Here is a 14148-nt window from a genome sequence, read left to right as displayed (position 1 = left end):
TGTTTGTTTCATATTTTGTACCATTAAAATTGATTAAGAAGTTAGGTTTCTTTAAGATTTATCATTTCTGATTTAATATAGCGTCATCAAAACTTAAATAATGCTTAACTTCTTAAATCGACCTTAATGGTTTAAAAGCTTATTAACAATTAACAATTAACAATTAACAATTAACAATTAACAATTAACAATTAACAATTAACAATTAACTTTAATCATTATACATAATTCTGTAATACTCATCCGCCATTCTGTCGCTGTTAAACTGATCTTTAACATCATTCATAGCATTATACTGAATTTTTCGCCACTGATCCGGCTTGTCATAATATGTTGGAAGGATTTCGTTTTCCAGAATTTCGTATAATTTGTTAAGATCATAATTATCCTGTTCATAAATACTCATGTTTTCATAATCCGCTTTCGGGACTACAAAAGAATTTTCTCCATGTTTGGCAAATTCAGGAATCCATCCGTCATCTGTGGAAAGATTTACAGAACCATTCATTGAAGCCGTCATTCCGGAGGTTCCGGAAGCTTCTCTCGGAACTCTTGGATTATTCAGCCAAAGATCAGAACCCTGCTTTAAAGATTTACTCAAGGACAGCTCATAGCCTGTAAGAACCGCCATATTTTTATGATTTTTGCTTTCTTCTACAAGAGAATTGAAGGTTGAAATCGCAGAATAATCCATCGGATAAGGCTTTCCTGCCCAAATGATCTGAACCGGATATTTCGGATGATTCAGCAATTTGTAGAATCGGTCTTTGTCATGTAAAAGCAGATCGGCACGTTTATACCCTGCAAATCTTCTCGCCCAGACAATCGTGAAAACATTTGGATTGAATAAATTTCCGGTCTGGTCGGCTACGATTTTAAATAATCTTTTCTTTAAATGCTTTTTACGGTAATCGAAAACCGTTTCGTCGTTTTCATCTTTGGCATTGTAAAGCGGTTTGTCTGCCCAATATTTGAATTCCTGCGCATTCGTAATCGAAGTAATCTCACAGATTCCCGGATATTTGCTCCACATCGCTCTGGAAACTACCCCATGAAGCTGGGAAACTCCGTTGGCTATTCTTGCCATTTTCAGCGCGCAAAGAGAATGGTTGAAACGGTCGTCATCAGAACCTTCAATATTTTTTACCTCTTCCATGCTGAAGCCTGAAAAATAAGACATATCATAACAAAGTCTCATATTGTGCTTTTCATTTCCAGCTTCTTCAGGAGTATGCGTGGTGAAAACCAGCTTTTCTTTCACTTTATTCAGGTTTCCGCCGTATTTTTTCAGCAGATGGAACGCTGCAGGAAGTCCGTGAGCTTCATTTAAATGATAAACATCTCTTTCAATGTTCATTTCATCCAGCAGTTTAGCCCCTCCTTTTCCTAAAAGAATGTATTGTGCCAGTTTTGTAGATTCATTGGCATCATACAGTTTATGACAGATGGTTTTAGAAATGTGGTCATTTTCAGGAACATCCGTTGATAGGAAAAACATTGGAGCCGTGTGGAAAATCTCAGGATCAAGATACCATACTTTTACCCAAACCGGAGCGCTGTGGATTTCTATCTGAAATTTTATGCCGGTATCTTCCAGAAAGCTGTACATTTTTTTCGTCCATGTCGGTTGTAACGTCTGATCATGATTTCTTGCCTGATCGTAATACCCGAATTTCCAGAGAATTCCGATTCCGATAAGATCCTGTTTCAGATTGTAAGCACTTCTCATGTGGGAACCCGCCAGAAATCCTAATCCTCCCGAATATATTTTCAGCACCTGCTCAATCGCAAATTCCATAGAAAAATAAGCAACTTTCTTGGAATACTGCGGATTTACGCTAAAAGGTATTTTAAAATTTTTAAAATCCATGTGTAACAGTTTATTAAGTGAGGAGGCAAAGGTATTAATTATGAAAATAAACTCTACATTAATTATTTTATAAATTAACGTTAAAAATACTTTTTGAATCTGTTTTTTATTTACCTTTAATATGTAAATTTTTGATAATCAAAACTTCATGATCTGAAACCGGAAGCTTTATGTCTTCCATAACAATAAAATAATAAGCAGATGAAAAAGGCATTTTCTGATGAAGATTTAATTAAAAATCTGAGCTTATATTATCTGAACCGACACTTGAAAAAGAAGCCGATAGAGAAGTATCATCGTAAAATAGACGAATCTCCGCTTCACGACCGCGAAAAATATAAAAAGAAAGCGGAAATTTTACTGCTCAACTCCTTTATGCATCATTTCCCTGAAGTTAAATTTGAAGATTTAACCTGCGAAAGCCCCGACTTTATCGCAAAATTCAACGACAAGAAAATCGGAATCGAACTTACCGAAGTGATCAATCATCTTGAAATGAAGAAAGTTGAAAGCAATCTGAACAAGATTTTCCGTCAGGCAGAAATATTATTGGAACAGGAAGACACTACGAAATTTCGTGGTGTTTATTTTTTAGAATTTCACTCAAACATCAAACTGGATTCTCTGGAAAATCAGCAGGAAATTATTTTAAATATCTGTAAAAGCATCAAAAAAGGAAAACCTGTAGGAAATGTAAAAGGAATCCGAAAGTCTTTCCACCGCAGAAATGTTTTTATTACCCATGAATACAATATGAATCTTTTTGATGAATTATGTTCTGAGAAAATTGTAGAGCTGATTGAAAAAAAGAACGAAAAATTTCCTTACTACGATACTTCGGTCGACGAATGTTGGCTCGTTATTGTTTCGGATATGAATTCCATTGCTTCACGGTATACTTTTATTCAGGATAAAGAACATCTGCAAAAGGTAAAAAGCCCGTTTCATAAGATTTTTCATCTCGAAAATCTTTGCGGAAATATCACAAGTATCAAGTAATAGCTGAAAATATTTCATTTTTAATCAGCTTTTATTGAATTATTTTCGTTGAATCTGTTATTTTTAATTGGAATTGTTTATATTTGATAGACAACAAATTACCGCACAAATTAATAACCAAATTCAACATGATATGAAAAAAACTCTACTTCTTTTCTTACTTTTTATTTCATCTTTTATTTTCGCTCAGGCAGACTGTTCATCAGCACTTGCGGTATGCGGAAATTCTAGTATAACGTATTCTCCGACGGGAATCGGGGCCGTTAATGAAAATTTAGGAGGATGTTTATCTTCCGGTGAGCACAATTCAATCTGGTATAAATTTACCATTGCAACAGGCGGAACGCTTACTTTCGATCTCGTTCCTACAGATCCGGGAGCAGATTACGACTGGGCGATTTACGGACCGAATGTGAACTGTTCAAGTCTTGGTTCTCCGGTTCGCTGTAACGCAGCCACCGTTATCGGAGTCGGAGCTTCCACAGGCATGAATATGACAAGCACCATTATAAGTGCTGCAGGAGGATCGTTAACGCCTTACTGTAAATATATGGATGTTTTACCGGGACAGACTTACTATTTGTATATAGATAACTGGGTAGATGTTTTTAATCCTACAATGGCTCCGTTTTCTCTAAATTGGGGAGGAACGGCAACATTGGCTTCGCCGTTTACAGATCCTAATATTCAGACTCAGCCTTTTCTTCCGCCCGGAGTTCCGGCTGCCAATCCTGCCAATCCGCGAGAAATTATTGTCTGCGAAAATCCCATGGTTTTTAATTTCAGTACCTTGTCTTCCGGTATTCTTAATGGCAACAGCAATTTCCAGATCAGTTATCATACTTCACAGAATGAAGCACTTTCCGGAGCAAATCCTATTGTGTCGCCGATTACCGTTAATACTGCCACAACGTATTATTACAGTATCCATTATCAGGATCCTGCAAACCCGAATAACCCGATCAATTCCTGCAGACAGGTGGGAGCTTTCAAATTTAAATACGGAAATATCTCAGGAACCAATGTTACGCTGTACAGTTGTAATAACAACAATGCCGGAACCGGAACTTACGATTTAACTTCCGCTGCTGTTTTTGGAGATCCTACCGCGGTGAAGGTTTATTATAATTCACTTTCAGATCTTAATGCGGGAATAAATCCTATTACAAACACGACTAATTTCGTTTCGGCAGAAGGAACGGTATATGTTAAAATTACTTCTCAATATGGTTGTGTGGCAATTGCACAGATTATTCTGAAATTTTATCCGGTCGTTGTCGTTACAGAAGCTACTTTAAGAACCTGCTTTATTGAGTCCAATCCTTCAACGGGAGCATTTAATCTCAGTCTTGCAGCCGTCACCACGCAAAGCGGAACGACTAAAAAATATTATCCTTCTTTAGCAGATGCCCAAAACGGAACCAATGAAATTGTATTATTCTCAAATTACATCGCTCCAAATGGCGTTATTTACATCAAAGTATTTAATTCTAACAATTGTTTTGCAATTGCGAAAGTGAATTTAGTAGTCATTCAGCCGGTATATTCCAATGTCCTGAAAGACAAAATTATCTGTATGGAAGACCGAACCACACTGGATGCAGGTTCCGGCTTTACGAGCTATGAGTGGAGTACAGGTGCAACCACACAGACCATCAATAATGTAGGAGTAGGAACGTATTGGGTGAAATTAAAAAGCGGCGACTGTATTACCAAGCAAAGTGTAAAAGTGTATGCTTCGGAACAGCCGGTAATTTCATCAGTTGATATTACCAATAATACCATAACGGTAAATGTTTCAGGTGGAACCGCTCCATACAAATATTCTCTTGACGGAATCAAGTGGCAGGATTCCAATGTATTTACCAACCTTCCGAGAGGAGACAGTAGAGTTTTTGTAAAAGATGCCTACAATTGCGAACCGATTGATATTACTGTGGTTGTCCCTAATTTGGTAAATGTAATTACACCGAACGGAGACGGAGTAAATGATGTGATCAATTATTCAGCTTTAGGATACAAACAGAATTTGGTATTGAGTGTTTTCGACAGATACGGAACACTTGTTTTCAAGGCGGATAAATTCAGAAATTATACGTGGGACGGAACCATCGGAGGCAAAAAAGTCCCAACAGGAACTTACTGGTATTCGGTTTCTTGGAATGAAAATGATAAGAAGAACACCTTATTTAAGTATTCAGGTTGGGTAATGGTGAAAAACCGAGAATAATTTTCAGAACTCAATAGAAAACCGTTGCCTGTGTAACGGTTTTTGTTTTGTAAAATCCTTATCTTAGATATTCAAATTTACATCATGAAAGATTTATTGATAAAACGTTTTGAATACTATAAAATGCTCGGTGATCAATCTTTTGAGCAGCTTTCAGATGAACAGATTTTCTGGCAGTTTAATGAAGAAAGCAATTCTGTAGCGATTATTGTTAAGCATATCTCCGGAAATATGTTATCCAGATGGACTAATTTTTTAACCGAAGACGGCGAAAAATCATGGCGGAACAGGGATGAAGAATTTGTTGATACTTTTAAAACGAAAGCTGAAGTTCTGGAATATTGGGAACAAGGCTGGAAATGTTTTTTTGACGCTCTGAACCAGATGAATGATGAAAATATACATTCCGTAATTTACATAAGAAATGAAGCACATACGTTTATGGATGCCATTTTCCGTCAGTTGGCGCATTATCCTTATCATATCGGACAGATTGTGTATATCGCAAAAATGATGAAGAATGAAGACTGGAAAAGTCTTTCTATTCCGAGAAACAAATCGCAGGAATTTAATTCTGAAATGATTACTAAATTCAGACAGCAGTAATGAAGAACTTTACCATTCAAAATAAAGGAATTATTTCTGATGAATTTTTAAATAGAAACATCACAGATTTTCATTCTGCGTGCCAATATATTTCAATGCTCCCTTACAAAAGAAATAATGATAAAAGCAGAACCGAATGTATTTTTGATGATTTTGGCGGAACCTGCAGTACAAAACACGCCGCCCTGAGAAAACTTGCTCTCGAAAACCATCACAGCGATGTAAAACTCATTCTTGGAATTTTTAAAATGGATGCAGAATACACTCCGAAAATTCGTGGTACTTTGCAAAAATTTAATTTGAAATACATTCCGGAAGCGCATAATTATCTCAAAATTGATGACGAATATTACGATTTTACGAACCGCAGTTCAAATTATCATCAATTTAAAGATAAACTGCTGATTGAACAGGAAATAGAATTCAACGAAATTGGCGTTCAGAAAATTTCATTTCACAAAGATTTTCTTGGAAAATGACTGAATGAAGAACACATCACTTACAGTTTAGATGAATTGTGGAATATCAGAGAACAATGTATCAGAGATTTGCAGCAAATTGATGAGCATGAAATTCATAATTCGTCTCTCGTTTGTTACCAGAACAGTTCTGAGGTAAGAGACGAATACAGACAATAATCATAAACAGATGCCCCAGATAAATCGTCAACAGTCACATTTTAAATGAGTTTTTTTGTTTTTCGGAATTTTCCATATATTCCGAAGGAGTTATACCTTCCAGTTGTTTAAAAACACGATTAAACGTAGACTGGCTGGTAAAGCCTGCTTCAGTATAAATATACATGAGCGTTATTTTTTTCATATCACTTTCTTCTATTATTTTTTTTACATAGGAGATGCGGTGTGTGTTTATATAATGGTTGAAATTAGTATAACCATGAACTCTTATTGCTTTTGAAATATAATTGTTACTTATTTTCAGTATTGTACTCAGTGTCGAAATATTCAGATCCGGGTTGGTAAAAAGTTTATTACCTACAACTTCATGTTCTATTTTTTCAAAAAGAGAATCTGCCATTTCCAGTACTCTTTCATTAAGGGTAACCGGAAGGATAATTTTTTCCTTTTCTTCTATTTTGATGAGGGTGTTAACTTCCCTCATTTCATCTTTATAATAGGCTAACAAACCAACGACAAGAATGTTGGATAGAATCAGAAGAGTATCCTTACAGTGTATCTTTTCGGGAATATGTTTTGTAAAGTTAAACGTAAAGAATTTATTGAGCATACACCCAAGAATTATAATGAAGCAGCAGTATAAAGAGTAAAGTATAACTTCTTTTCTAGCGAAAAATATATAAGCTCCAAAAGGAAGGGGGATGAGCCACACACATTGTCCTGTGGATACTTTCCAAAACTTTAGGATGATGTAAAATGCATATAAAGGAGCAATAATGAAATATGTATGCAGTATCTTATTCATTAGATTGTAGTAACATGTTCTTAGCCAAACCAATGTCAATAGCAATAAAATAACCCCTGCTGATAGATAATATACCAAAAAAATATCTTTCATAGCCGTTAGATAAATGGTAATATGCAATAGAAGTATAATACACATCAAATAAATATATCTTTCCGCTAATTCTTTTTTAAGCTTTAAAATCTGGCGTTCCCGGAGTGCTCTGTTATCTGTTAAAAGATATTGGGAATGCGCTTTAGATAAGTCATTAATCACTTTTGATATTCTTATTTTATTGATTATGAGCTTTTTTATCAATTTTTTCATTTTGTGTTTTTTTTCCATTTTACAATATATATATGTATTAATCAATAATCATTATTGGCTAATATTAATGAGGTTTCTATTTCAGTGATGAGCAGAAGTAAAATTATCTTTGTTGAAAATAAACGGAAGTAAAAATTCAAATCTTCTTTTAAGAATATTCTTGTTTTACAAGTAGGTAATAAGGGCATTCATTTGCCTGTGCGAACCTTAAAAGTCGAAAAGATTTGAAAGCACGAATTTATAAAAAAATCTGATAAAGCACGTCATTGTATCATTTTTTTAACAAATGGCAGCTATTTTCAGCAAAATCTTTTACAAAACATCAGGTTGTGCTGTAATTATACTTATTATCATTTTAAAATATTAATCAAATATTATAATAACATTATGAAAATCAAATTTATTTCTCTATTAGCAGTTTTTCCTACAGTTTTATTTTACGCTCAAAATGGTAAAGTAGGGATTAATACCACCACTCCTGGGAACACCTTGGAAATTAAATCCGATTCCAACGGAACATCCGGCTTAAGATTCAGTAATCTTAACAGCTCTTCGAATACATCAGAAGGAAAGCCTCTTGGAGTAAACAGTAGTGGAGATGTAGTCACTATTACCGGAGGAGCGACTGTACTTTCAAAAACTTTTACTTTAACAGACAGTTACATTGCTGGACATCTCTCTCAAAACGTTTCTAATGACTCTTCCATTTCTTCTAATCTTTTGTCGATAGATGGTATTCTAATGGATGTTTTAGTATATTCCGCGGCTGAATATGTACCAAGAATAAAAAACCTCACAGGTAATACAATAAATGTAGCCTACGTTTCAAATATTGATATTTCGGTAGTAGGAAATACAACAGCAACTGATGTTTCTGTAAACAATGGAAGCAGCCTGAGTTTATCTTCTGCACCGGTAAGTTGGGTGGCGCCAACCAATTCGAGAATCGTTATTTCAATTAATAATACAAGTTGGTACGAGCTTAAATGGTTTTGCTACACAAAAGGAATTCCCGGAGTTAAATACATTTTTATATCTGCACAGCGCATCCTGTAAAAGAATAATTAAAGAAAAAACTCTGTCAATGTAAGCAGGACTACATTTAGTTTTTTAATTGTAGCCCTGCTTAAAACCACTTTCAGAATTAGCTGCAAAAGAGGCAAAAGATAATAATGCAGCGTATTTACGGAATAACCAAAACGCCCAATACAATAAAAATCAAGGATTTTTAAAAATTTAATTTATCTTTTGCGACTTTTGTGGGTAAATAAAACTTTAAATAGCATTTTAGGATTTACGTGTTGTTTTTCCGGTCTGAAATTTTTGTTTTCCGTTTTCTATCAATTTTATGATGACACTATAATAGACTGAATCAATTCAGAATTCATCTTAAAATGATTATCTTTGCACCCACAAAATTCAGAATCAATAAATGTCTCAATTTCAAAGAACTGCCGCATTTCATACTCTTGGCTGCAAATTAAATTTTGCGGAAACATCTACCATTGCCCGTCAATTAACAGAAGCCGGTTACGAAAAGGTAAGTTTTGATGAAAAGGCGAATGTGTATGTTATCAATACCTGTTCGGTAACTGAAAATGCCGACCGCGAATGCAAACTTCACGTAAAAAGAGCCATGAAAGCCAATCCGGATGGTCTGGTTGTAATCGTGGGATGTTATGCACAGTTGAAACCGGAGGAAATTTCACAGATTGAAGGGGTAGATTTGGTTTTAGGAGCCAAAGAAAAATTCAATATTCTGAGCTATCTTGATGATCTGGAGAAATCTGAAAACGAAGGTATCGTTCATTCATGCGAAATTGAAGAAACAGATTTTTTTATTGGAAGTTACTCCATCGGAGACAGAACCCGAGCTTTTCTGAAAGTTCAGGACGGTTGCGATTACAAATGTACGTACTGTACAATTCCTTTGGCAAGAGGAATTTCCCGTTCCGATACCATCGAAAATGTATTAAAAAATGCCAAAGAAATTGCTGAAAGAGACATCAAGGAAATCGTTCTTACAGGCGTAAACATCGGAGATTACGGGAAAGGTGAATTTGGAAACAAAAGACACGAACATACTTTTTTAGATTTAATTTCTGAGCTTGATCAGGTTGAAGGGATCGAAAGAATCCGAATTTCTTCCATCGAGCCGAATCTGTTGAAAGATGAAAGCATAGAACTGGTTTCGAAAAGCAAAAGCTTTGTTCCGCATTTTCATATTCCTTTACAATCGGGAAGTGATGAATTGCTGAAAAAAATGAAGCGCCGTTATTTAACGAAATTATATACCGACAGAGTCAATAAAATCCGTGAGGTAATGCAGGATGCAGCGATTGGTGTGGATGTAATTGTCGGTTTTCCCGGAGAAACAGAAGAACTGTTTATGGAAACATATAACTTCCTGAATGAGCTTCCAATAACTTATCTGCACGTTTTCACCTATTCTGAAAGGGAAAATACGGAGGCGGCAGAAATGGAAGGCGTAGTTCCGATTCCCGAAAGAAAAAGACGCAATAAAATGCTTAGAATTTTATCTGAAAAGAAAAAGATGGCATTTTACCAGACCCAGCTTGGAAAAACACTTCCTGTACTTTGGGAACACGAAAACAAAGACGGGAAAATGTTTGGCTTCACAGAGAATTATGTGAGGGTTCAGAAGAATTTCGATCAGGCTTCAGTCAATCAGATTGAATTCTTAAAGCTTGAAAAAATAGAAGCGGACGGAACGGTTTCTGTGATGAATTCCTTTGAGAGTTTTCTGGAGAAAATATAATATTCTTTAAATAATTCATTTAAAATAATTCAGGCATTGCTATCAGAGTGATGTCTTTTTTTTGTTTTAATGAAATCGAAACCTGAAATCATCACATTTAATCCAAAAATAACTTCTTTCATTCATCTTTTTGATGTTTCTCAGACCGTTCATATCAATTTAAATTCTTTAACTTTGGTAAAATTCAAAATGATATGAGAGACAAATTTTTGCTTTGGGGAGCTATTATTCTCGTCGTTGCGTGGTCGGTTGCTTTTTTAATAAGGGCAGATTGGTGGATTCCTGTTTTGCTAACCATTGTGTATGCAATCGGAATTTATAATATTACCCAATCTAAACATGCTATTCTACGAAATTTTCCTGTTTTGGGCTATTTCAGATACTTTTTTGAGAGTATTTCACCGGAAATGCAGCAGTATTTTATCGAAAGAGAAACCGATGGAAAACCATTTCCGAGAAATCAGCGTTCTGCGGTGTACAGAAGGGCGAAAAATTTAAGTGACACTGTGCCTTTCGGAACACAGCTCGAAGTTAACCACAGAAAATATGAAGGAATTAAGCATTCCATTTATGCAAAATCTCCGATGGAAGAGCTTCCGAGAGTCTGGGTAGGAGGAGAGCAGTGTTCTCAGCCTTATCATGCTTCGTTATTTAATATTTCGGCAATGAGTTTCGGGGCGTTAAGCGACCGCGCTCAGATTTCTTTAAACAGAGGCGCAAAAAAAGGAAACTTTTACCACAATACGGGAGAAGGGGGAATTTCTCCGCATCATCTGGAAGGAGGCGATCTTTGCTGGCAGATTGGAACCGGATATTTCGGCTGTCGTGATGAAGAAGGGAAATTCAATCCGGAATTGTTTAAAAAATATTCCACTTTACCCAATGTAAAGATGATCGAAATTAAATTGTCTCAAGGGGCAAAACCAGGTCATGGCGGAGTTTTACCGGCTGTTAAAAATACTCCGGAAATTGCCAGAATCCGTCACGTCACTCCGGGAATGACGATTATTTCACCGCCTTCACATACTTCTTTTTCCGATGCGGCAGGCTTGTTGAGGTTTGTACAGCAGTTAAGAGATCTTTCAGGAGGAAAACCTGTTGGTTTTAAATTGTGTATCGGAGACACCAAAGAATTTGAAGATATTTGCGTTCAGATGAATGTTTTGAAGATTTATCCTGATTTTATAACCATTGACGGAGCGGAAGGGGGAACAGGAGCTGCACCACCTGAGTTTTCAGATGGAGTAGGAATGCCTTTGGAACCTGCTTTGATTTTTGTTAACAGAACGCTGAATAATTATAATTTAAGAAGTAAATTAAGAGTGATTGCAAGTGGAAAAGTTCTTACAAGTCTTGACATTTTAAGAGCAATCGCGATGGGTGCAGATATGTGTAATAATGCGAGAGGATTTATGTTCTCTTTGGGCTGTATTCAGGCTTTAAGGTGTAATAACAACAATTGTCCGACAGGAGTTGCCACACAGGATAAAATGTTAATTAAAGGTCTGGATGTTACAGATAAAGCAGAAAGAGTATATCATTTTCATAAAAATACGCTTCATACTTGCAATGAACTGATTGCAGCGGCAGGAAGAAGTTCTTACGAAGAAGTAGATGCCACGATGTTTATGAGAGGTGACGAGTTTGATCATTTAGCAGATCTCTATTTTCCGGATATTTTAGGAAATGTAAAGCAGAAAGCTAAGTATTAATTTTAAGCAAATAAAAAAGCGCTTCTTATTGGGAAGCGCTTTTTATTTTTTATTGTTCTAGAACAGGTCTCTGATTAGCTTTGTAAATTTGAAAATTGAATACAAAACAATTATTTTGGAGTGAATACCCTGTATAATTATAGTGGGTATCTCTTCCGAAAGCAGCTCTTGAAGGAACGATAATTACCCCCTGTAAATTATATGCGTCTCCGTCTGATAGATTTGCATATCCCTGAAAATACTTTAATCCTTCTTGTAAACCTTCTATTTCGTAGTATTTTCTTAGTTTGGCAGCATCAGTTGTAGCATCCGTCATTGTTTTTTTCTTCACATAATAAAACAACGGATCAGTTAAAGGAGAACCACTTCCGTTGATTGTGTTGGCTAAAACTCCCGATGTTGTAAATGCTACATTACCATCGGTATTTGTTGCAAGGTAATAATTTGCTCTCATCATCGTTCTGATCTGAGTGGCATTTGTTGCTTCCGGATTCGTTTCAAGAGTTACTCCTGAAGTTGGCTGTGCTCCGTTTCTTACAATATAAATAACCCCGGAAGAAAGTTTTACAGGACTCAGCTCAGATAATTTTTTCTCATTATCATCAGAAGTATCTGTAGAGCTGAATGCTTTTATATTTCCTTGTGAATCAAGGTAATTGTCATTCATAAACTTTTGGATCGCCTGATCATCATATGAATTTCTTACCGAGATATCTTCCGGTTCTAAAAATGTTTCAACTTCATCATCCTTTTTACATGCCGTGAAACAAAGAGATCCAGCAAGGATATATAAAAATATTTTTTTCATTTTTCAAAAAACTTTAATTACTTTACAAATAATATAACGACAAAAGTATAAAAAATTATGAGAATAGATAAATTTTTATGGAGCATTCGTTTTTATAAGACCAGAACCATTGCTACTGAGGAGATTAAAAAGAACAGAGTGTCTATCGGTGCATCGGTTGTAAAGTCTTCTAAAGAGGTGAAGGAAGGAGATGTAATTAAGATCCGTAAAAATCAAATTGACTATCAAATTAAAGTAATTCAGATTCCTAAAAGCAGGATCGGAGCAAAGCTTGTTCCTCTTCATATAAAAGATGTGACTGATAAGGAACAGTATGAGTTGTTAAAAATGCGTAAAATGTCTCAGGATTATTACCGAAATAAAGGTGAGGGAAGACCTACGAAAAAAGACCGCAGAGATATGGACGATTACGTAGAAAATGATATTGCCTCAGATTTTACGGACTGGGACGATTTCTTTGGCGAAAATGGGGACGACTCTGAAAACGAAGATTAACAAAAAGCTCTAGAGATAGAGCTTTTCTGTTATTTCATTCACAATGTCTTCTGGAGTTCTGTTGTCTGTAATTATGCTGATCTGTGCTTTATTATAAAAATCATTCCTTTCGAATAAATGCTTGGCTATAAATTCTGCAAGATTTTCATCAGTAATATTTGCAATTAAAGGTCTTTTTTCCTTCTGTTTAGAAAGTCTTTCTGTTAAAGTAGCAACAGAAGCCCTTAAAAAAACACTTTTTGAATTATGGTTGATGATTTCCATATTATTATAGTAAACAGGAGTTCCGCCCCCCAGACTTAAAATCGTATTTTTTTCGGACGCAAGAATTTCTTCCAATGTCTCTCTTTCCAGCTTTCTAAAATAGATTTCTCCCTTTTTATCGAAGATTTCAGGGATTGTCATTTTGTTTCTTTTGGAAATTTCTTTATCCAGATCAATTAATTTAAAATTGAGTTTATCGCTTAATATTTTGGAAATGTGAGATTTGCCACTTCCCATGTATCCGACCAGTGAAATTATCATGCTTTTTTTTTAAACAAATTTGCAAAAAAGTTTTGAGATAAAGAAAAAACTCATATCTTTGCACCACTAAAAACGAGGGACATTATCACTGTGTTAATCGTTGATAAAGTGACCGACTCGGTAGCTCAGCTGGTAGAGCAATACACTTTTAATGTATGGGTCCTGGGTTCGAATCCCAGCCGGGTCACAAGCAAAAAAAGATTACTGGATTTTTGTAGTTTTTATTGCCTGCGTGGTGAAATTGGTAGACACGCCATCTTGAGGGGGTGGTTTCCTAAGGATGTGCTGGTTCGAGTCCAGTCGCAGGCACAATGCAGAAAATTTGAATAATTAATAGTAAAGTTTAGAATTTTAATTTTATCCTATTAATTGTGA

The 14148-nt window shown here is 35.5% G+C and carries 12 protein-coding genes and 2 tRNA genes; 10 read left to right on the top strand and 4 right to left on the bottom strand.

Annotated elements, in window-relative coordinates; all coding sequences use genetic code 11:
* Positions 1-211 precede the first annotated feature (211 nt).
* Positions 212-1870, bottom strand: coding sequence for an alpha-glucan family phosphorylase (glgP, locus tag QWT87_RS16955; RefSeq protein WP_302717451.1), 1659 nt, complete (start codon positions 1868-1870; stop codon positions 212-214).
* A 201-nt stretch (positions 1871-2071) separates the two neighbouring features.
* On the opposite strand from glgP, the gene QWT87_RS16950 reads away from it, so the two are divergent.
* The 4 genes from QWT87_RS16950 to QWT87_RS16935 all read left to right on the top strand — a co-directional run bounded on the left by QWT87_RS16950 (position 2072) and on the right by QWT87_RS16935 (position 6184).
* Positions 2072-2869: a hypothetical protein gene (locus QWT87_RS16950; protein ID WP_185206649.1), complete on the top strand. Its 798-nt coding sequence runs from the start codon at positions 2072-2074 to the stop codon at positions 2867-2869.
* A 133-nt stretch (positions 2870-3002) separates the two neighbouring features.
* Complete coding sequence (locus QWT87_RS16945; protein ID WP_302717450.1) at positions 3003-5099, top strand: T9SS type B sorting domain-containing protein; 2097 nt, start codon at positions 3003-3005, stop codon at positions 5097-5099.
* Between the two features lie 84 nt (positions 5100-5183).
* The gene (locus tag QWT87_RS16940; RefSeq protein ID WP_302717449.1) at positions 5184-5705 is read left to right on the top strand and encodes a DUF1572 domain-containing protein; all 522 of its coding nucleotides are present in this window, start codon (positions 5184-5186) and stop codon (positions 5703-5705) included.
* Positions 5705-6184 carry a hypothetical protein gene (locus QWT87_RS16935; protein ID WP_302717447.1) on the top strand — a complete coding sequence of 160 codons (480 nt, stop codon included), beginning with the start codon at positions 5705-5707 and terminating at the stop codon, positions 6182-6184. The genes QWT87_RS16940 and QWT87_RS16935 overlap by 1 nt, the downstream gene beginning before the upstream one ends.
* Positions 6185-6377: 193 nt before the next feature.
* Here QWT87_RS16935 and QWT87_RS16930 read toward each other — a convergent pair whose 3' ends face one another.
* Positions 6378-6953, bottom strand: a complete 576-nt coding sequence (locus QWT87_RS16930) for a helix-turn-helix domain-containing protein (RefSeq protein ID WP_157967255.1) — start codon at positions 6951-6953, stop codon at positions 6378-6380.
* A gap of 888 nt (positions 6954-7841) precedes the next feature.
* Between QWT87_RS16930 and QWT87_RS16925 the strand changes: the two genes are divergently transcribed.
* From QWT87_RS16925 to QWT87_RS16915, 3 genes are all read left to right on the top strand, one after another.
* On the top strand, positions 7842-8510 hold the full coding sequence (locus QWT87_RS16925; RefSeq protein WP_185206637.1) for a hypothetical protein: 669 nt from the start codon (positions 7842-7844) through the stop codon (positions 8508-8510).
* A 376-nt stretch (positions 8511-8886) separates the two neighbouring features.
* The gene (mtaB, locus tag QWT87_RS16920; protein WP_302717443.1) at positions 8887-10233 is read left to right on the top strand and encodes a tRNA (N(6)-L-threonylcarbamoyladenosine(37)-C(2))-methylthiotransferase MtaB; all 1347 of its coding nucleotides are present in this window, start codon (positions 8887-8889) and stop codon (positions 10231-10233) included.
* A 194-nt stretch (positions 10234-10427) separates the two neighbouring features.
* Complete coding sequence (locus tag QWT87_RS16915) at positions 10428-11945, top strand: FMN-binding glutamate synthase family protein (protein WP_302717441.1); 1518 nt, start codon at positions 10428-10430, stop codon at positions 11943-11945.
* A 49-nt stretch (positions 11946-11994) separates the two neighbouring features.
* Here the strand turns inward: QWT87_RS16915 and QWT87_RS16910 are convergent, their stop codons facing one another.
* Positions 11995-12753 (bottom strand): hypothetical protein, encoded by a 759-nt coding sequence (locus tag QWT87_RS16910; protein WP_302717439.1) that lies wholly within the window; start codon positions 12751-12753, stop codon positions 11995-11997.
* A 57-nt stretch (positions 12754-12810) separates the two neighbouring features.
* On the opposite strand from QWT87_RS16910, the gene QWT87_RS16905 reads away from it, so the two are divergent.
* Positions 12811-13248, top strand: a complete 438-nt coding sequence (locus tag QWT87_RS16905; protein ID WP_076392689.1) for an RNA-binding S4 domain-containing protein — start codon at positions 12811-12813, stop codon at positions 13246-13248.
* A 9-nt stretch (positions 13249-13257) separates the two neighbouring features.
* Here QWT87_RS16905 and QWT87_RS16900 read toward each other — a convergent pair whose 3' ends face one another.
* On the bottom strand, positions 13258-13773 hold the full coding sequence (locus QWT87_RS16900) for a shikimate kinase (RefSeq protein WP_076392687.1): 516 nt from the start codon (positions 13771-13773) through the stop codon (positions 13258-13260).
* Positions 13774-13887: 114 nt separating this feature from the next.
* On the opposite strand from QWT87_RS16900, the gene QWT87_RS16895 reads away from it, so the two are divergent.
* A tRNA-Lys gene (locus tag QWT87_RS16895) sits at positions 13888-13960 on the top strand.
* 39 nt (positions 13961-13999) lie between these two features.
* A tRNA-Leu gene (locus QWT87_RS16890) sits at positions 14000-14082 on the top strand.
* The last annotated feature ends 66 nt before the right edge of the window (positions 14083-14148 follow it).

Origin of the sequence: Chryseobacterium urinae (assembly GCF_030518295.1) — a bacterium.
GTDB lineage: Bacteria > Bacteroidota > Bacteroidia > Flavobacteriales > Weeksellaceae > Chryseobacterium > Chryseobacterium mucoviscidosis.
This window is presented reverse-complemented; position numbering and strand designations above follow the sequence as displayed.